Origin of the sequence: Psychrobacter sp. (genome assembly GCF_049295055.1) — a bacterium.
GTDB lineage: Bacteria > Pseudomonadota > Gammaproteobacteria > Pseudomonadales > Moraxellaceae > Psychrobacter.
In genome coordinates this window covers 16301-35269 of record NZ_JBAQQF010000031.1, presented here as the reverse complement: position 1 = coordinate 35269, position 18969 = coordinate 16301, and the positions used below count along the sequence as shown (strand labels likewise).

16 protein-coding genes are annotated in these 18969 nt (G+C 41.7%); 9 read left to right on the top strand and 7 right to left on the bottom strand.

All coding sequences use genetic code 11. From position 1 onward, the window contains the following. The first annotated feature begins 402 nt into the window (after positions 1 to 402). The 5 genes from tig to WAZ74_RS04000 all read left to right on the top strand — a co-directional run bounded on the left by tig (position 403) and on the right by WAZ74_RS04000 (position 7169). On the top strand, positions 403 to 1746 hold the full coding sequence (tig, locus tag WAZ74_RS04020) for a trigger factor (RefSeq protein WP_422306054.1): 1344 nt from the start codon (positions 403 to 405) through the stop codon (positions 1744 to 1746). A 463-nt stretch (positions 1747 to 2209) separates the two neighbouring features. Then, the gene (clpP, locus tag WAZ74_RS04015) at positions 2210 to 2905 is read left to right on the top strand and encodes an ATP-dependent Clp endopeptidase proteolytic subunit ClpP (RefSeq protein WP_422306052.1); all 696 of its coding nucleotides are present in this window, start codon (positions 2210 to 2212) and stop codon (positions 2903 to 2905) included. 167 nt (positions 2906 to 3072) lie between these two features. After that, positions 3073 to 4386, top strand: coding sequence for an ATP-dependent protease ATP-binding subunit ClpX (gene clpX, locus WAZ74_RS04010; RefSeq protein ID WP_422306050.1), 1314 nt, complete (start codon positions 3073 to 3075; stop codon positions 4384 to 4386). A 245-nt stretch (positions 4387 to 4631) separates the two neighbouring features. Further along, a complete protein-coding gene (locus WAZ74_RS04005) occupies positions 4632 to 5678 on the top strand; it encodes an SDR family NAD(P)-dependent oxidoreductase (protein WP_422306048.1) in 1047 nt (348 codons plus the stop codon). Between the two features lie 504 nt (positions 5679 to 6182). After that, complete coding sequence (locus tag WAZ74_RS04000; RefSeq protein ID WP_422306046.1) at positions 6183 to 7169, top strand: c-type cytochrome; 987 nt, start codon at positions 6183 to 6185, stop codon at positions 7167 to 7169. A gap of 186 nt (positions 7170 to 7355) precedes the next feature. Here WAZ74_RS04000 and WAZ74_RS03995 read toward each other — a convergent pair whose 3' ends face one another. The 3 genes from WAZ74_RS03995 to argS all read right to left on the bottom strand — a co-directional run bounded on the left by WAZ74_RS03995 (position 7356) and on the right by argS (position 11272). Then, positions 7356 to 8450 (bottom strand): PTS transporter subunit IIC, encoded by a 1095-nt coding sequence (locus tag WAZ74_RS03995; protein WP_422306044.1) that lies wholly within the window; start codon positions 8448 to 8450, stop codon positions 7356 to 7358. Positions 8451 to 8555: 105 nt separating this feature from the next. Further along, a complete protein-coding gene (locus tag WAZ74_RS03990) occupies positions 8556 to 9362 on the bottom strand; it encodes an SPOR domain-containing protein (protein ID WP_422306042.1) in 807 nt (268 codons plus the stop codon). An 80-nt stretch (positions 9363 to 9442) separates the two neighbouring features. Continuing rightward, complete coding sequence (gene argS, locus WAZ74_RS03985) at positions 9443 to 11272, bottom strand: arginine--tRNA ligase (RefSeq protein ID WP_422306040.1); 1830 nt, start codon at positions 11270 to 11272, stop codon at positions 9443 to 9445. Between the two features lie 438 nt (positions 11273 to 11710). Between argS and WAZ74_RS03980 the strand changes: the two genes are divergently transcribed. Beyond that, positions 11711 to 11929: a DUF2788 domain-containing protein gene (locus WAZ74_RS03980; RefSeq protein ID WP_149491020.1), complete on the top strand. Its 219-nt coding sequence runs from the start codon at positions 11711 to 11713 to the stop codon at positions 11927 to 11929. Between the two features lie 35 nt (positions 11930 to 11964). Here WAZ74_RS03980 and WAZ74_RS03975 read toward each other — a convergent pair whose 3' ends face one another. The 3 genes from WAZ74_RS03975 to cmoA form a co-directional block, all read right to left on the bottom strand. After that, the gene (locus tag WAZ74_RS03975; RefSeq protein ID WP_422306036.1) at positions 11965 to 13149 is read right to left on the bottom strand and encodes a DUF1176 domain-containing protein; all 1185 of its coding nucleotides are present in this window, start codon (positions 13147 to 13149) and stop codon (positions 11965 to 11967) included. A gap of 50 nt (positions 13150 to 13199) precedes the next feature. Next, positions 13200 to 14258, bottom strand: coding sequence for a tRNA 5-methoxyuridine(34)/uridine 5-oxyacetic acid(34) synthase CmoB (gene cmoB, locus WAZ74_RS03970; RefSeq protein ID WP_422306034.1), 1059 nt, complete (start codon positions 14256 to 14258; stop codon positions 13200 to 13202). A 67-nt stretch (positions 14259 to 14325) separates the two neighbouring features. Then, positions 14326 to 15129, bottom strand: coding sequence for a carboxy-S-adenosyl-L-methionine synthase CmoA (gene cmoA / locus WAZ74_RS03965; protein WP_422306032.1), 804 nt, complete (start codon positions 15127 to 15129; stop codon positions 14326 to 14328). Positions 15130 to 15360: 231 nt separating this feature from the next. Here cmoA and msrA point away from each other — a divergent pair, with 231 nt between their 5' ends. From msrA to WAZ74_RS03950, 3 genes are all read left to right on the top strand, one after another. Further along, on the top strand, positions 15361 to 15882 hold the full coding sequence (gene msrA / locus WAZ74_RS03960) for a peptide-methionine (S)-S-oxide reductase MsrA (RefSeq protein WP_422306030.1): 522 nt from the start codon (positions 15361 to 15363) through the stop codon (positions 15880 to 15882). A gap of 173 nt (positions 15883 to 16055) precedes the next feature. Next, a complete protein-coding gene (tmpT, locus tag WAZ74_RS03955) occupies positions 16056 to 16751 on the top strand; it encodes a thiopurine S-methyltransferase (protein ID WP_422306028.1) in 696 nt (231 codons plus the stop codon). Positions 16752 to 16979: 228 nt separating this feature from the next. After that, positions 16980 to 18476: a lytic murein transglycosylase gene (locus tag WAZ74_RS03950; RefSeq protein ID WP_422306026.1), complete on the top strand. Its 1497-nt coding sequence runs from the start codon at positions 16980 to 16982 to the stop codon at positions 18474 to 18476. 169 nt (positions 18477 to 18645) lie between these two features. Here the strand turns inward: WAZ74_RS03950 and WAZ74_RS03945 are convergent, their stop codons facing one another. Then, positions 18646 to 18945, bottom strand: coding sequence for a hypothetical protein (locus WAZ74_RS03945; protein WP_422306024.1), 300 nt, complete (start codon positions 18943 to 18945; stop codon positions 18646 to 18648). Positions 18946 to 18969: the final 24 nt, after the last annotated feature.

The window sequence follows — 18969 nt, the reverse complement described above, 5'->3', positions numbered from 1 at the left end:
TTTTAGTTATTACTAACTACAGTAAAACTTGCAAAAATCATATACGCCCCTATTAAAGAGATAATTTTTACTTTAATAATTAGATAGATTATACTGTTCTACTTTTAAAATTTTGTTGAAAGCCGTTATTTGTCTGTATTATTCGCCAAAAAGCGTTATTATGCGAGCCATTAACGGTTTAATATTGATATTTGATAGCTGCTATTGAGATTTATCATTTTTTATACCAAGACCAAAGGCGATTGCTTGCGGCATTGGTGGTAAAATAGCGGTCACTATCCCCTATTTATTCCAACGGCAACCAGTAGCACACGCGTATTTTGCAGCATGGTTGTCTATTACTATTTAACCCTAAGTACTTTTTTATCCAAAGTACTATTTAATCCTAAAGGTGTAATCAACATGGCTACAGATTTACAAGTCACAACCAACAAGTTATCTAACAAAGAAACTCAGCTGACAGTTAAAGTACCTGTCGAAAAGATTCAAAACAAAGTTGAAGGTCGTATTCGCCAAGTCGCGAAAACCGCCAAGATTGACGGTTTCCGTAAAGGCAACGTCCCTATGACCCATATCCGTTCACAGTACGGTGCTGGCATTCAACAAGAAGTGATCAACGATGTGATCCGTGATACCGTTTTTGAAGCCATCAAATCTGAAGATATCCGCGCGGTTGGCATGCCTAACATCGACGACGTAAAACTTGAAGATGATTTCTTGGTTTATCAAGCGACCGTTGAAATCTTCCCAGAAGTAGACGTACAAGGTATCGATGAAATCGAAGTTGAGCGTCATACTGCCAAGGTTGATGAAGCTGACGTTGATACTATGATCGAAAACCTACAAAAACAACGTGAAGAATTCGTCGTCAAAAAAGGCAAAGCGGATAAAGACAATCAAGTCACTTTTGATTTTGAAGGCTCTATCGATGGCGAGAAGTTCGAAGGCGGCTCATCTGAGGACTTCAAACTGGTTATCGGTAGCAACCAAATGATTCCTGGTTTTGAAGCAGGCATCAAAGGCATGAAAGCTGGCGAAGAGAAAGTTATCGACGTGACTTTCCCAGAAGATTACCAAGCTGAAAACTTAGCGGGTAAAGAAGCTCAGTTCAAAATCAACGTAAAATTAGTTGAAAAATCTAAGCTTCCAGAAATCAATGAAGAGTTCCTTGAGCTGTTCGGTGTTAAAGAAGGCGGCGTTGAGAAGTTAAAAGACGACGTTCGTAAAAACATGGAACGCGAAATCAAAAACGCAGCGCGTAGCCAAGTAAAACAAGCGACATTTGATGCTTTGCTAGAAAAGAACGAGTTTGACGTACCAAACGCCATGTTAGAGCAAGAAATCGACCGTCAACGCAGCATGATGATGCAACGTTTTTCTCAGCAGTTCGGCGCAAACGCTGATAGCTTTGATAAAGGTATGCTACCGAATGAATTGTTCGAAGAACAAGCATTACGTGCGGCCCGTCTTGGTATCATCGTTGCTCGCGTTATCGACACCAAAGGCTTAGAAGTAGATCAAGAACGCGTTGAGACTTTCATCAAAGAAGCGGCTGAAAACTACGAAGATCCAAGTGAAGTGATCGAGTACTATACCAATGACAAGCAGCAGCGCGCGAACATTGAGTCTGTCGTACTAGAAGACCAAGTGGTTGACTATCTAATCGCTCAAGGTAAAGTGACTGATAAAGAAGTGAGCTATCAAGACTTACTAGCTGCTCAGCAACAACAGCAGCAAGCGATGTAATCTAGCAAGCCCTTTGCCATTTATTGGCAATGACTGCTAAGATTGCTGCAAAAATGCTCTAATACAGTGCCCTAACAGATTGTTAGGGCATTTTTATTGGTAACGTATATGCTATCTTTATAAACAATTTATTGGTAATGCCCTTGATAAATGGCTATAGACGCCTTATTAATAGGGAGTCATTTATCATTTGTCACATTAATTTGTCACATTAAAAAGTTACTATTACGCTGATAAAAAAGTTACCATTAGCTCAATTATTTTTAGCAGCTAACACTACCTTTAGGATCAATCGCCATGATTTCTCAGCTACTTGTGCGATAGGTAATTTTACTCAGCTCAATAAGTTTTATTTGCTGATAGCTTTTATTACAAGCTATCAATGCTTACAATGATAAACACCAATAAAAAATTAATGATTTGCACGCCTCTACTCTTTTATATTTATAAACAGGATATTTTTATGACAGATTATGATCGCATCACTGCCAACCCGCATTTTGATATGTTGATGAGTGCGCACAACGATGTACAAAGTGCACAACATACCCACAGCGCGCCACAAGCGGCATTAGTTCCTATGGTCGTTGAGCAATCAGCGCGCGGTGAACGCTCGTTTGATATTTTCTCGCGTCTATTACGTGAGCGTGTTATCTTTTTGACTGGTCAAGTCGAAGACCATATGGCCAACTTGATCGTCGCGCAGCTGCTATTTTTGGAAGCTGAGAACCCTGATAAAGACATTCATTTATATATCAACTCACCGGGCGGCTCAGTCAGTGCCGGTTTGGCAATCTTTGATACCATGAACTTTATCAAACCTGAAGTATCAACCATTTGTATGGGCGGTGCGTACAGCATGGGTTCATTCTTATTGGCTGCTGGCGAAAAAGGCAAACGTTACGCATTGGCTAACGCTCGCGTGATGATTCATCAGCCTTCAGGCGGTGCGCAAGGTCAAGCAAGTGATATCGAAATTAATGCTCGCGAAATCCTAAAAACTCGTGCGCGCTTAAATGAGATCTTGGCTGAGCGTACGGGTCAACCAGTAGAAAAAATTGAAAAAGACGTCGAGCGTGATTATTGGCTAGATGCTAAAGAAGCAAAAGAATATGGTCTAATCGATGAAGTATTAGAGCGCCGTCCTGCTTCTTTATAGTCGCTATAAGTAGTGACTCTAATAGTTGCCATAACAGTAACTGTATAAAAGCCTTGATAAGCCGCGATGCTCGAGTGCCATGCTCTATATACTAAAGCATCACACGCTTAAGCATCGACGTAGACATTCAGCATATTTATAAGCATTAAATTTTAGGAGCGCCTTTTATGGCAGAAGATAATACCCCGCAGTGCTCGTTTTGTGGCAAAGAAAAAAGTGAAGTGAAGCAGCTGATTGCTGCTGACGATGCCAATATCTGTAATGAATGTATTGAGCTATGTACTGACCTCATTGCCGACACTGACGAAGATAGTGACGACGATAGCGACATTGACACTTCTTGGGTCAATAAAAAGCTACCAACGCCAAAAGAATTGCGCGCCAAACTTGATGAATACGTCATCGGACAAGACGCTGCCAAAAAAGCATTGGCGGTTGCGGTTTATAACCATTATAAACGTCTAAAAGTCAGCCAAACCTTAGCCAATGACAGCAAAAAAGCGAAGATCGGCGCTGATGATGCGATGGTTGAATTGTCTAAAAGTAACATCTTGCTGATTGGTCCTACTGGTTCTGGTAAGACCTTACTTGCCCAAACCTTAGCACGTCTACTCGATGTGCCTTTTGCGATGGCAGATGCAACGACTTTGACCGAAGCAGGTTATGTCGGTGAAGATGTTGAAAACATCGTACAAAAGCTATTACAAGCATCAGATTATGATGTCAGTAAAGCGGAACAAGGTATCATCTATATCGATGAGATTGATAAAATCAGCAAAAAAGGCGACAACCCTTCCATCACGCGTGATGTATCAGGCGAAGGCGTTCAGCAAGCGCTGCTAAAACTTATCGAAGGTACGGTTGCTGCTATTCCGCCACACGGTGGTCGTAAGCATCCGCAGCAAGAGCTGATCCAAGTCGATACCAGTAATATCTTGATTATTGTTGGGGGCGCATTTGCAGGTCTTGACAAAGTCATCCAGCAGCGTACTGAAAAAACAGGCATTGGCTTCAATGCTGATGTCAGCTCAAAAGACGATAGTAAACGTAGCTCAGAGCTGCTGCAACAAGTAGAGCCTGAAGATTTGATCAAGTTTGGACTTATCCCTGAGCTAATCGGTCGTCTTCCTGTGCTTGCTGCTCTTACAGAGCTAGACGAAAATGCATTGGTTCAGATATTGACAGAACCTAAGAACGCCTTGGTTAAGCAGTATAAGTACCTGTTTGATATGGAAGGTGCTGACATTACCTTTACTAAAGAAGCGCTTGATGCGATTGCTAAAAAGGCAATGGCGCGCAAGACAGGTGCACGTGGACTGCGCTCTATCGTTGAAAACGCACTCCTTGAGACGATGTATGAGCTGCCTTCTATGGAAAATGCCAAGACCGTACTTGTTGATGAACAAGTGATTAACGAAGGTAAAATCCCTGAAATCACCTTTTCTACCGATGACTCAGAGCAAATAGCGATAGACGCTTAAAAAGTCTTACCTGCTTTATAAAAAAAGCGTCTAGCATATTTTATGCTAGACGCTTTTTTTATGTCTAATATTTATTATTTTATTTATTACAGCCAATATAGTGGTTAAAAATGACAGCTGCGTTTATCAATCGCTATCAGTATTTCCCATAAAGCATGCTAAGGTAGAAATATCCGTAGACCCCCATTGTCTACCAATATTATTAACGAAATAAAAATTATTAATGAAACAAAGGATTGTTCATCATGCTTAATAACGTATTTGCTATAGCAACCTCCCTACGTCAACACTTGCCTTTTTCTGTCGATCCAGACCTTGATATTGCGCCTTATTATCATAATCATGTCGCTGCTATTACTGGCGCAGGCTCTGGTATGGGTCGCGAGCTTGCCATTCATTTAGCCAAAATGGGCTGTCATGTGGCGTTATCTGATATCAACGCTGAGCAGCTCATACAAACCAAAGAGATGCTCGTTAATTACGATATTAAAGCGACTACAACGGTACTTGATGTCTCGGATAATAAAGCCGTTGAAGCATGGGCTGATAATGTCATGGCAGAGCACGGTAAAGTGAATTTCATCTTTAATAATGCAGGCGTAGCGCTGTATTCCACGGTCGAAGGCAGCAGCATTAGCGAGCTTGAATGGGTCATGGATATTAATTTTTGGGGTGTCGTCTATGGGACTAAAGCATTTTTGCCGTTAATTAAAAATAGTGTTAAAGAAAGCGAAATTGATATTAGTGCTAATAAATTCAATAGTAATGATAAGAATGAAAAATACCGCCAGTTTAAAGAACATGGTCATATCGTGAATACCTCAAGCCTATTTGGCTTAACCGCTCAGCCTTCACAATCTGCCTACAATGCCAGTAAATTTGCCGTACGTGGCTTTACCGAGAGCTTGCGCCAAGAGCTAGACATTCAACATTGCGGCGTTTCAGCAACCTGTATTCATCCTGGTGGTATTAAAACCAACATCGCCAATAGCGCACGTGGTAACGACAGTATCAAAGATATCGGTATGCGCGGCGGTCGTAAATCCATCAGTAGCTTTAATAAGTTTTTAAAATTTGATGCCAGTGATGCTGCTTGGGTTATTTTGCATGCCGCAGCGACGAACCAGCCGCGCTGCTTGATTGGAAGTGACGCCAAAATGATAGATGCTGTCCAGCGCGTGTTCCCATCACGTTATAGCAAGGTATTAAATGATATGAATAAGCTGTCTCGTAAAATCAAAGGTAAAAAGTATTCTAAAAATGCTGCTAACAAGGCTGCAATCGCTAAGTAACTCAATATTGAATCAGTAATAGCAAGCAAGCTATTATAAAAAACACTTCGATTAAAAAAGCGCTTAAACGCGATAACGTTTAAGCGCTTTTTTAATCATCAAAATACTAAGCACCTTATAAAAATTACTTCATAATAGCCATTTTATAATAAGCACTTTGCTTAAATCTGATCTTTAATGCGCTAAATTGGCTTTTAATTTCAATTTTAAAACACTTTACATATTTGTATTTGATACAATTATGTTACTAGCAACTTACAGATTGATTGCTTGTTATATTTTGATAGCTAGGGTTAGACTGATTAAGGAATAAGAAGGAATAAGAAGGAATAAGATTGCTCTGAACTCTTAAATATATTTATCATTTCTCTAGCCATCACCCTTAGTTTTAGCACTTTGAGTATTCTGTCCATCCCAAATAAAAGGTTAGTTCTGCCACTAGAGCAGCTAAATTATCACATAAATCCAGATTCATATATTATTTTTTAAAATAAGGATATTCCAATGAAAAATTTCCCGCGCGCCAAGTCCTCCTCCTTGTTATTAGCCAGTATTTTTGCGATTAGTGCAGCCAGTGTGACCGGCTGTAGCGATAGCAATGATATCAAAGCCGTTGACCGTGTCGAAGAAGCAGCAGCAATAGCACGCGTAAAAGACCTTCAAGCCTATGCCGATACCTTAAAAGGTAGTATGCCAGCGGCCAATGACACTACTGCTACTGTAGGCGGCGACGCTACAGCAAGTGCCAAACCTGCTATTAAAATGCCAGACGAGTCTACTATTCCCGATGACGAGTATGGCGCAGCGGTACGCCGTGGTTTACAAATCGCTAATCATACTTATAAAGAGTTGCCAGATAATGTTGGTAATCAGCTGAACTGTACCAGCTGCCATTTGGGTAACGGCTCAGAAGCCTTTGCTGCGCCTTGGAATAACATGCCAAGTATTTATCCTATTTATCGTACACGAGCTGGTCGCGTCAACTCGATACAAGAGCGCATTAATGGCTGTTTTGAGCGCTCCATGAATGGGAAAGCGCTTGATCTAGGTTCAGATGACATGAATGCGATGGTTTCTTACATGAGCTGGTTGTCACAAGATCTCCCTTTCGGGGTTTCACCTGAAGGTCGCGGTTTTGTTAAAGTGGATAAAACTTTAGAGCCAAATACTGATAACGGTAAAAAACTATTTGCTGAGAAATGTACCGTTTGTCATGGCGCTGAAGGTGAAGGCCAGTACAATGACGATGGTACTTATCTCTATCCAGCGGTTGCTGGCGATAAATCGTTTAACGATGGTGCAGGTATGGCACGTACCTATACTGCCGCTGCATTTATTAAAGGTAAAATGCCCTTTGGTCAAGGCAATTCACTAAGTGATCAAGAAGCGGTCGATATTGCTGCTTACTTTACCCATTTACCGCGCCCTGTAAAAGCCAATAAAGATAAAGATTGGCCAAATGGCGATGCGCCTAAAGATGTACGTCGTTAATTTTAAAGGTTTGATAAACAAAGCTTTCATAAACAAAGCCTTTATAAACAAAGCTTTTATAAAAAAAAGCATCTATAAAATGTAGAATAAAAAAAGCCCAACTATTTAATAGCTGGGCTTTCTTATAAGTAATTATTAGGATAATTTTAAGCATTGAGCGTTGTACATTGAGAGTTGTGCATGAATCTAAGGCAGCTTCATATCACCATCGACCAACCAACCAACTCGGCGCATCATATAAGCCACCAGTCCAGCAATCACAGCGGGTAATACAAACATCAATAAAATAATCGCTGTCCATAACTGACCCGTACTCATCATCTCTTGTGACGCTTCAATCACACCAAACACGCCGACCAATCCAGCCGTGCCCATACCGGCGCCTGTTGCGGTACAAGCAAGTCCAAAACCTACAGTCGCAATAGGACCAACGATGGCGCTAGCAATCACAGCAGGCAATAAAACGAGTGGTTTTTTGAGGACATTGGGAATCTGCAGCATACTGGTTCCCAAACCCTGAGATATCACACCGCTGATACCATTGTCTTTATAACTGGCTACTGCAAAGCCAACCATATGGGCTGCACAGCCGACTACCGCTGCCCCACCCGCCACGCCACCAAGTCCAATCGCAATACAAATAGCAGCACTAGACGTCGGCATCGTTAGTAATATACCCACCACCACCGCAATCACGATGCCCATCAATAATGGCTGTAAAGTCGTTGCTGCTTGAATGCCTTGACCAATCGCATTGACAGCAGCAACGACAGGGGGGTTAAGTAGCGCACATACTGCTAATGCGACCGCGCATACCAATAAAGGCACTAGTAAAATATCAAGTTTAGTCTTACCAGCGACCCAAGTACCAGCTCGATAAGCAAAGACGGAAGTTAAGTACGCACCAATCGGATTGCCTGGCAGCGCAACAAACGTTGCAGGTCCACCCACTTGTGGGGTAAACAACGTTCCTGTCATCAGCGCTTCAGAATGCGCGCCCAGCATACCTGCTACCAAACAGCTCAGCATCACTAACGTTGGTGCTTTTAGATAATAAGCGATACCCACACCGATGCCCGCGCCCATCAGCACTGATGCCAGCTTACCAACCGCAATTAGTGCTGGTATATTTAGCCAGCCTCCGATTTGCGAGATAATAAGACCAGCAATTAAGGTAACGAAAAGTCCCAATGCCATGCCCGTAAAGGCATCAATAAAGTATTTTTGAAAGAAAGCTTTCATCATACCGACGGTTGCAGCTTCTGAATTAGTGACAGTCATCATTATGCTCTTATATGAAGTTTGATAGAAGGTACTAAAAAAAAGGGATAAAAAAAGCGTCATTGTGACGCTTTTTACTTGTTAAATGATACTAAAACACCAATCTTAACGACGTTGTTCAACAATAATAGAATCGATACCGTTGTTTTGTAAACGCTGTTGCGCAGTAGCAACTGCTTGGCGATTATTCATCGGGCGCGAGATAACCTGATAAATAGGCAAACCATTACCAGTCGTATTCTTTACCACTTTAGCATCGACACCAGCCATAAGCACTTGCGCTCGGCGACGATCCGCTTCATCCGCATCACCAAAGCTGTTTATTTGCAAAATATAAGTTGCAGCAGGTTTGGCTGGTTGGATGCTCGCGTTACCTGCATTAGCCGTGTTTGGTCTATTACTAGCAGCTGGTGTGCCATCATAAGTCGCATCTTCTTCAACGATGACAATATCATCGCTATTATTGCTACTGCCAGCGTTATTGCCACGACTTGGTTCAATAACCGTGCTTTCAGAGATACCAAAATTACCCGCATCATCGTTACGATTTGGCGTCGTGCTTTCAGATTGATTGACAACGACATCAGGTTCAAAATCTGTGATTTGACCTGTTTGACCGTTTTCTATCTGACCGAAATCTTCATCAGGGATAGTCGCCATCTCTTGATTGGGTAAAATATCGTAGAACTCATAATCACCGTTATCAGTATCAGTATCAACCCGTTGCTGTACTTGTTTATTAGGATCCGTAACGGCATTGCCATCACCAGGACTAAAGTTAAACAACGGTGAAAGGTATAAAAACACCCCAATCATGAGTGTCAAAACCGCGCCAACAAACATCCATAATAAGCCTGACACACTACTCGTTTTACGCTTTTCAGTGGCACCTTTTGGTTTTTTGGCTAACATGGATCTCGTTCTCCCTACTGAATATATCTGTCGTTATCAAATTATCGTCGAATTATTACTATCAGTCGTCTGCTTTTATCTTACATGCTAGACGGTGCAGATAACCCTAATAAACCTAGCCCATTGCTCAATACTTGCCTTACTGCTTTAGACAAGCGTAGACGGGCTTGCATCATATCAGTTTCTTCTTGGCTTGGTGTCTCGCCTGAGGTCACACTGACTGGTAGGATACGATTGCTGTCGTACCAACCATGAAATAGCGCGGCTAATTCTTTCAGGTAATTGGTTAGTATGTGCGGCTCATAGCCTGTCGCTGAGCGTAACAAAGTAGCTGGATAAGCAGCTAGTAGTTTAATCAGCTCATCTTCGCTAGGCGCAGTAAGTAACTGCTGTTGCTCGGCACCAATAGCATCATCAACATTTAAACCACTACTGGCTAATTTCTCAAGGACGCGGCACACCCGCGCATGTGCATACTGAATGTAATAAACCAAATTATCTTTACTTTGTGATTTTGCCAGCTCTAAATCAAAATCAACGTGCACTTCAGGCTTACGCGCGACGTAATAGAAACGCGCGGCATCATTGCCTACTTCATGACGCAGCTCACGTAAGGTGACAAATTTGCCAGAACGTGATGACATCTGTACTTTTTCGCTACCACGCCATAATGCCACAAACTGTACCAGTACGACATCAAGGCGATCGGCATCGATACCTAGCGCTAATAAGGCAGCTTTCACACGTGGGACATAACCATGATGGTCTGCGCCCCAAACGTTCACAACTTTATCAAAACCACGATCGAACTTATTTTTATGATAGGCAATATCAGAGGCAAAATAGGTACTTTGCCCATTGGCACGGCGGACGACACGGTCTTTTTCATCACCAAAATCCGTCGATTTAAACCAAATATTACCGTCTTTCTCGTATAGATAACCTTTATCGTCTAAAATCTGTAAGACTGGCTCAATCTCGCTATCAATCGATTTTTCGCTAAACCAGCACTCGTAGCTTACACCGAAGTCATTTAGATCATCTTTGATATCAGCCAAAATACTAATCAATGCTGCATTTAAAAACAGCTCATAGCCTTCACCAAGCAAAGCTTTACTATTAACAATCAGACCATCGATATGGGCTTCTTTATCACCTGATAGCAGTACTTTTTCGCCATCAGTATTGATCTCATAGTGCGCATCTTCTGGTACATCTTTAGCGACTTCTGCGAAGCTATGTACATAACTATCACCATGCTGCACTTTTAGCGTTTCTGCGATATCGCGGACATAGTCGCCAACGTAAGCATTTGATGGGAAAATAACTGCTTCGTTATTAATTTCTAAGTAACGTAAATAAGTACTGGTCGCTAAGATATCCATCTGACGGCCAGCATCGTTGACATAATATTCACGCGTCACGTCATAACCAATCGCTTCAAGCAAGTTTGATACGCTCATGCCAAATGCGGCACCGCGACCGTGACCCACGTGTAAGCTCGAAGTTGGATTCGCTGATACAAACTCAACCTGTATTTTTTGTCCATCAAACTGCTTACTTAAACCAAAGCGCTCCTGCAGATTAAAAATATCGTCTAAGACCGCAAATTTGGCTTCGCTATTTAAGAATACATTAATGAATCCTGGACCTGCAATTTCTACTTGGCGGATATCTTGATTTTCAGGCAAGGCATTAACGATTTTTTCAGCGAGCTGGCGTGGATTGGCTTTTGCTGCTTTGGCAGCGGTCAGGGCGATATTGCTTGCAAAGTCACCATGGCTGGCATCTTTAGTACGCGTAATTTGGCTGTTATTTTGCCAATCAGCCGGTAGTTCGCCGTCATTTTTGAGGACTTGAATCGCACTGTCAAATAGTGAGGCGAGCGTATCGATTTGGGCTTGTGACATAGGACTATAAACTCACATAAATAAACAGAAAATTGATGGAATATAAAATAAGGCGAAAAGATAAGTAACCTATAAATATAACAACCTTTACAGGCTATTGCACTATTTGAACCAAAAATAGCGATAAAATTCTAACTATTATAGTTGATTGGCACTGCTTATTATTCGATAGCTGTTTTTGATTACTACTTTTAATAACTATTATAAGCGCCAAATGACTTGCGGGTCAGAGCTATTGTAGCGTTCCTGTTGCTTGAGGTTTACGAAACATTTATACCCAGTCTATTCCACGTTATAATAACGCCATCTATTATTCACTTCTCTACATATTGTGACTTTTGAAATCTTATTCGACTATTGATAAGTATTTTATTAAAAGCCATAAAAATAAATAATAGAGAAGCTGGTAATTTACTCATCCATATATAGGATAAAGCCATGTTTGCGATTGCTGCTAGTACAGTCACCAGTTGGGGAATGTACGTTTTATTACCGATCTTTATTGCTTTCTTATTTTTTATTATTTGGGATCTATCTAAAAAGTCCGATGCAGGGCGTGCGGGTACATTTTGGATGTTTTTAGCGCTTGGTGCTGGGTTTATCGGTTTTATTTTAAAAGTATTAATAGAAATGGCATTTACACGGTGGTTTATCTAAGTATCGCTTCAATACCCCTTAAGTACCGCTACGACTCACTGAACCTTGCTATCGCTTTTGATGACTTTACTGGTGTAAGTTGGTAAATTCCATGCGCCACCGGCGAAGCCTCGGCACATTCCTGTACTGGAATCTTCCGTCATTGCAAAGGTTTTGCCATTCCATACCCATGTTTTGCTATTCCAGCAGTCACCTATTCCTCTATCCTTATGAATAGCGTAAATTTCACCATCAGAGTAATCACTCGCTGATGTCGTAATCAGTTGTGGCTTGCTTGGTTTAGCATGATTTATCAGCCAAAATCCTGCACCCATATTATAGGCACCCTGCCAACAGAGGTGACTGGCCAAGGTATAGTTGGCATTAACCGGTGTAAAATCCCAATCAAGATTATTACTAGAATATTTCGCTAGGTTAATAGAAGACTCACTTTTAGGATTTATAAGCTCACAATCACCTGTAGTATCTTCAGAGCCTATAAACTGCTTAGCATCAACATCGACCCAACGACTTATATTTGCTTGGAAGTACGCCAGTTTTTTCGGATCGAGCACTTGCTTACCTTCTTTTAGCGCGGCATCGTCTAGATAGCCATAGTCTTTTTTAACGATAGGTATTTTCAACGCTTTTTTAGGTGTTTGTCGATTGGGATTGTTTTTACTGATAAATGCGAGCGATGTGCCTACGCGACCTTGTACTTCGTCAAGTTTCAGCAATACCGCCGCCAACCCTTGATCGGATACGTGCCATTGATAAACCCCTGACATGAACTGTATCTTAGCATTCTGGCTAGCAAGCTTGAGCAGTTGCTGTATTTGGGCGCGACTTAACTGCCCTCTGCCGTCAGATGAAAACTGCACCATACCGTAAGACTTATCATTTAATGACAGCTCAACTTTATTAGTATTTTCTGATAATTGATCACTCACCAATTTTTCTTGCTCATCATAGTCCTCGCTACTCAAAACAACTTCTGCACTAGGCAGTTTTTCACCGGCTACGACCGTCATCAATATACTAGCTGAAAGTATTTCTTCAGATATCAAACCTTCATCTGCATAACCTACTGCTCGGCAAGTCAAGGTATTATCACAGACCAGTTGCCAGTCGTCTTTGACAAACCCCCAGCCGTCAAACGGCGTGCCATAAGCATCATCCGCTATCGCAGGCACTGATAACAAGCTGGCAGCAATCATAATCACAGTAGTCGATATTCTCACACTCTCTTTTCCTTGTTTTTATGCTCACCTGCCGCCTGCCGTCATAAGTGCTATTTTTTTGCAAGAATCGTGGCACGCATCGGTGCAGGATAGCCTTCGATAGTCTTCGTTGAGTCATTAACATCTAAAAAGTCTTCTAACGAATGATAGGTCATCCACTCCGTTTTCCGCTGCTCATCGGTAGAAGTCACCGCCACATCGACGCAGCGCACCTCTGAGAATCCAGCTTTTTCTAGCCAGCCAATTAGTGCCGCTACAGACGGTAGAAAATACACGTTATTCATCTGCGCATAACGGTCATGCGGCACCAGTACCGTATTGGCATCGCCTTCAATAACCAAGGTTTCAAGTACCAGCTCGCCACCTTTGACCAATTGTCCTTTAAGCTGTTGTAAATGCTCAAATGGCGACTGGCGATGATAGAGCACGCCCATACTAAATACCGTATCGAACAGCTGACTGTTCTCAGGTAATGCCTCAAGTGGTACTGGAATATAATGAGTGCGGTAACTGCCCGTACCATGAGCACGAGTATCTGCTGCGCCAACAAAATGACGAATAGCCATAAACTGATGATAAAACAAGCATGATGGATCAATGATAATAACGGTATCCGCCCCTGCTCCTGCCATACGCCAACCGTGATAACCAGAACCACCGCCTACATCTAAAACGCGACGCCCTTTTAAATTACCCAAATGCGGGGCAACTCTTTGCCACTTCCAATCACTGTGCCATTCGGTATCGATAAAAATTGGCTCAGCTTGCTCCCCTTCATTTTGGCTACTACCAATTTGAAAAGGCCCTTTACGCCACGGCATCAATTGCTTTAACAGAGCAGTCGCTTGTTTACGCTCAGAGTCACTCAACCGTGCATTAACTGTCAAGATATCGCTATCTAACTGCACATTGTCGACGGCTAATTTTGGCAATCGTGCTACCGATGCCTGATAAGCAGGCGCATGGGCATAGTTGGCTTTGTCTTTTATGTCATTTAACCACGTTGGTAACTGCTTGAGCCATTCATAAGCCATTGGCTGTTGCTGCGCCAGTGTCAACAAGGTTAAATACAGTTCACGTTCAGCGTGGAGAATAGTGTCGTTAAGCATAAAAGCGGATTACCGTGATTATTGGAGAGTAAAAAGAGATTAAAAACTAATATTCGAATAGTAAATGCTATTTAAACGCCACGATAGAGACAAAGTTTAAAAACTGGAACCACGTTAAATGCCGCTGGAAGCCAACCTGCGCCAAACGCGCATGATGCTCATCTAAGGTATCGGTAATGAGAACATTCTCTAGTGCATTGCGTTTGCCGCTGATTTCCATTTCGGTATAACCGTTAGCACGTTTAAAATCATAATAACGCTCTACCAACCATGCATCATATTGCTCATCAAAAGCATGGGTTTTTTCGGTCAATACCAGTATCCCACCTTCACTTAATGCGGCATAAATTTTTTCAAGCACCGCCACTCTATCGGTAGCTGGTAAAAACTGTAAGGTTAAATTCAAAATGACCATATCACAAGATTCGAGCTCAATATCTCTGATATCAGCGGTGATAACTTCTATATTATGCTCAGGATAGTTATCTGCTAATAACGTACTAGCTTCAGTAGTCATGGCTGGTGAAATATCGACTGCTTTAATTTGTAAATCATGCGGAGCAAACTCTCCAGCTAGCGCCATACTTGCGCCACCAAGAGAACAGCCCAAATCATAAATGCGGCTAACCCGCTGACCCGATTCATTTTGTTGACGATATTTACAATGACGCTTTGCAAATATTGGCAACATTGCTAGCACTTGACCATAACCCGGAACACTGCGACGAATCATATCGGGAAAACAGGCCACTACTTGCTCATCAAAGGAAAAGCGCGCTGCCTTATCGAGTGGCGTGGTAAAAAGGGTGTCATGCTTAATGATTTCTTTATTAAAAGTAGCAGGCTTAGATTGGCTCATGGGGTGACTCATTTTTGGATAATAGAACTTAGATTAAGAGTATTAAGCGCTTAAAAGTATTTAGCAGTTTTTTTGATGCTATTTATAGAAAATAAATAAGGATAGCAAAAGCACATTATAACATTACTGTTTGTTACTTATCGCGGGCAACTGCGCTGTTAAGCTAAATGTATATCGCTAAGCAAACTAGATTTGCAAAAAATGCTTGGCTCATATTTTACAGTGATAAGAATAGGAAAATTTATGCAAAATATTATATTAGGCGGTGGCTGTTTTTGGTGCACCGAATCGGTATTTTTAGCCCTTAAAGGTGTACAGTCTGTCGTATCAGGCTATATGGGTGGCGAAGCTACTACCGCTAACTATCAAGCCGTCTGTGGTGGCGATACCGGACACGTCGAAGTGATTAACATTACCTTTGATGAGTCTGTTCTACCCTTAGAAGTATTGCTTGATGTATTCTTTGGCACGCACGATCCTACGACTAAAGACCGCCAAGGTAATGATGTCGGCAGCCAATACCGTAGCGTGGTGTATTATACCAACGAAGATCAAAAGCCGACCATCGATCGCACCATCAATAAGCTACGCGATATGGGTCTTAATATCGTTACTGAAGTACATCCTGCTGTTGAGTTCTATGAAGCTGAAGAAGTCCATCAAGACTTTTTCAACAGAAACCCCGGTCAAGCTTACTGTAATTTTGCAATCCCACCAAAACTTGCAAAATTACGCAAAGAATTTAGCCAGTATATGACTAGCTAGAATGATGCTCAGCTAAATAAAAGGGTGAATCAAAAGTTTAAATTTAACCTATCATCCAAATCAACAATAATAGGCCAAGTACTAATCTGCTTGGCCTTTTTATTGGCTACTATGATGTTAGTATTAACGTAGATTGGAAAAGGTCAGTAACTATAAAAGTGTATGGCCCCAAAATGCCTCACACCAAAAACACCACTAATAAAGGTAATAATATGAACCCTGAATTTTGGCAAGAACGTTGGCAAAACAAGCGGATTGGGTTTAATCAACCGGAGGTCAATCCATTATTGATTAAATACTTCTCAACTTTAGACTTGCTAGCAAGTAGCCGAGTCTTTGTACCTTTATGCGGTAAATCAATTGACATGCTATGGCTGATAGACCAAGGCTACGACGTTGTAGGTATCGAATTGGTCGAGTCAGCAGTGCAAGAGTTCTTTATTGAGCAAGGTATCTCTTACACGATAAAAGCGCATAGTGAAAATTCAAATATTAAATGCTATCAAGGACAGCTTTTAAGTCAAACAATAGAGCTATGGGTTGCCGATATTTTCACTTTAGGCGCTGATAATATCGGTCACGTTGACGCGGTGTATGATAGAGCGGCATTGATTGCCATGCCACCAGAGTTGCGCCCCCAATATAGCCAGCAAGTAATCGACCTCAGTCAAAATTCACCTCAATTATTACTGACACTCAATTACGATCAAAATGAGCGAGCAGGACCGCCCTTTTCAATCACTCATGAGCAAATTCAGCAGTATTATAGCGCTCACTACCAAATAAATAAGCTTGAAGGCAAAGCATCAGTTTTGAATGCCGCACCTGAGATGGCAGTGAAAGAATATATTTGGTTATTGAGTCAATAAAATATAAAAATAACCTTACAATCATAATTTTTCCTATTCCCAAAACCCTCTCCTAACCTCACGCCAGCGTCAGCTTATAGTAACTGAGTGCTGCGATACCTTTTCTTTACTATTGAGATTGGTTACTCTAAGTAAAATCGACTTTTAGTCGCCTTGCTTTACTTTCTAATAGCCAGTTTCTAATAACTACTCTTTTAATAGCTACTTTGACGTTTATAGGATATTTTTATGCGCTTGACTCATTTGTCCACCTTATCTTTATTGACGGCAGCCATTGGTTTAAGTCTTGCCAGTACCGCCCAAGCTGCCAAGCCAGACGCACCAAACTTGTCTAATGCTCAGTTTCAGCAGTGTCTAGATGGACTAAAAAACTCTAGTAAATTCCGCGGTGTCGATAGCTATACTTTTAACAACTATCGTCCTTCTGAGCCTGACCCGAGTGTGATTCAGTCGCTCAACTATCAGCCTGAATTTCAAAAAGACGTATGGGATTATCTATCATCACTCGTTGACACCGAACGAGTAGAAGACGGTATCCGTGCCAAACGTCAGTGGGCAGATACGTTGCGTAAAATTGAATCGCGCTACGGTGTCAAAGCCGAGCACGTATTAGGCGTTTGGGGTGTGGAGTCTAACTTTGGGCAGACATTAGGCAAAAAGCCTTTGTTCGAGTCTTTAGCGACACTGTCTTGCTTTGATCGACGTCAAAGCTATTTCCAAGGTGAGTATGCTAATGCATTAAAAATTGTGCAAAAAGGCGATATTGCGCCAAGCGATATGACAGGTTCTTGGGCAGGCGCTTTTGGACAAACGCAATTTATGCCAAGCACGTTTTTAGAGTTGGCAGTTGATTTCGATGGTGATGGTCGTCGCGACTTAGTCAATAGTGTTCCTGATGCGCTCGCCTCTACGGCAAACTTCTTGGACAAACGTGGCTATCGTTCAGGTGAAGCATGGGGCTATGAAGTGAAACTGCCAAGTGGATTTTGGGCAGCCTCTAATCGTAAAGATAAAAAGTCGATGAGCCACTGGCGCAATCAAGGCTTAACGCTTGCTAATGGTAGTCCATTACCTTCTGACTTAAGTAGTGCTGGATTACTATTACCTGCTGGTAAAGACGGTCCTGCATTCTTAGTCGGTAAAAACTTCGATACTTTTTATTCATATAACGCATCAGAAAGCTATGCACTAGCGATTGCTCATTTATCAGATCTAATTACTCGCGAGAGCAGCAGTAAAACCGACTTTATCACAGCTTGGCCAACTGACGACCCTGGTATTGGTCGCCAAGAATCTCGAGCGATTCAGCAAGCATTATTAAATGCAGGATATGACATTGGCGCAGTCGATGGCATCATCGGTGATAATACTCGTACTGCCATTCAGCAATACCAATCTAGCCGTGGCATTTTTCCAGCTGATGGACGCGCAGGACAGAAATTTTATCGTGCTATCGTTGGTAATACGACGCCTAATAATTCACAATATGGCAATCAATATGGCAATCAATATGGCAATCAATATGGACAACCAGCAAACAGTCGTTCTTTAAACCCTGCCCCTGCTGACCGTATGGGACAATTGATTCAACAGCAAAGCACCGCACCAAATAGCTACTCGCAGCCTACAACGATCAGTCCATCAAATTCAGGCACAACGCGCTATCGTCGCGTAACAGGTACTGATGGTGCTATTAAACTGGTACGTATTGATGAAGGCTCTTAATTGGGTAATATCTTTTAATTATTACTAAAATAAAAAGCCACGCTAATTAGCGTGGCTTTTTTTATCGTGTTAGCTCTCTAATTTTCTATGATTTGGTACAGTGTATATATTGGCACAGTTTATATAGTAGCCTTAAGTATATACTTATATCTATCTTCAGATTTAAAACTTAAACAATAGGTGGTGGGTTCGGTTTGCCGTTGTCACCATCCCAATTTTCACGAGCTTTATCATCTAGGTCAGCAGGGGTTTTTGGCTCCCATTTGCCATTTTCTTTCCACGTCGCATCACCCCAGTCAGCATCTTGTTCTTTTCTATCTAAATCCTTATAGGCTTGGGTAGGATCGGTGCCGCGACGCTTCATATCCGCCACTTGCTCTTCTAACGTATGAAACTGGTTTGCCTCATGCATAGTTTCTTCTAAGCTATTTAATTCATTCTTTAGCGCATCATTTTTAGCATTACTCATTGTCTACTCTCCCTAGTTATTCAG

Coding starts and splice junctions, on each gene's coding strand:
- tig (WP_422306054.1), top strand. CDS start 403: ATGGCTACAGATTTACAAGTCACAACCAACAAGTTATCTAACAAAGAA.
- clpP (WP_422306052.1), top strand. CDS start 2,210: ATGACAGATTATGATCGCATCACTGCCAACCCGCATTTTGATATGTTG.
- clpX (WP_422306050.1), top strand. CDS start 3,073: ATGGCAGAAGATAATACCCCGCAGTGCTCGTTTTGTGGCAAAGAAAAA.
- WAZ74_RS04005 (WP_422306048.1), top strand. CDS start 4,632: ATGCTTAATAACGTATTTGCTATAGCAACCTCCCTACGTCAACACTTG.
- WAZ74_RS04000 (WP_422306046.1), top strand. CDS start 6,183: ATGAAAAATTTCCCGCGCGCCAAGTCCTCCTCCTTGTTATTAGCCAGT.
- WAZ74_RS03995 (WP_422306044.1), bottom strand. CDS start 8,450: ATGACTGTCACTAATTCAGAAGCTGCAACCGTCGGTATGATGAAAGCT.
- WAZ74_RS03990 (WP_422306042.1), bottom strand. CDS start 9,362: ATGTTAGCCAAAAAACCAAAAGGTGCCACTGAAAAGCGTAAAACGAGT.
- argS (WP_422306040.1), bottom strand. CDS start 11,272: ATGTCACAAGCCCAAATCGATACGCTCGCCTCACTATTTGACAGTGCG.
- WAZ74_RS03980 (WP_149491020.1), top strand. CDS start 11,711: ATGTTTGCGATTGCTGCTAGTACAGTCACCAGTTGGGGAATGTACGTT.
- cmoB (WP_422306034.1), bottom strand. CDS start 14,258: ATGCTTAACGACACTATTCTCCACGCTGAACGTGAACTGTATTTAACC.
- cmoA (WP_422306032.1), bottom strand. CDS start 15,129: ATGAGTCACCCCATGAGCCAATCTAAGCCTGCTACTTTTAATAAAGAA.
- msrA (WP_422306030.1), top strand. CDS start 15,361: ATGCAAAATATTATATTAGGCGGTGGCTGTTTTTGGTGCACCGAATCG.
- tmpT (WP_422306028.1), top strand. CDS start 16,056: ATGCCTCACACCAAAAACACCACTAATAAAGGTAATAATATGAACCCT.
- WAZ74_RS03950 (WP_422306026.1), top strand. CDS start 16,980: ATGCGCTTGACTCATTTGTCCACCTTATCTTTATTGACGGCAGCCATT.
- WAZ74_RS03945 (WP_422306024.1), bottom strand. CDS start 18,945: ATGAGTAATGCTAAAAATGATGCGCTAAAGAATGAATTAAATAGCTTA.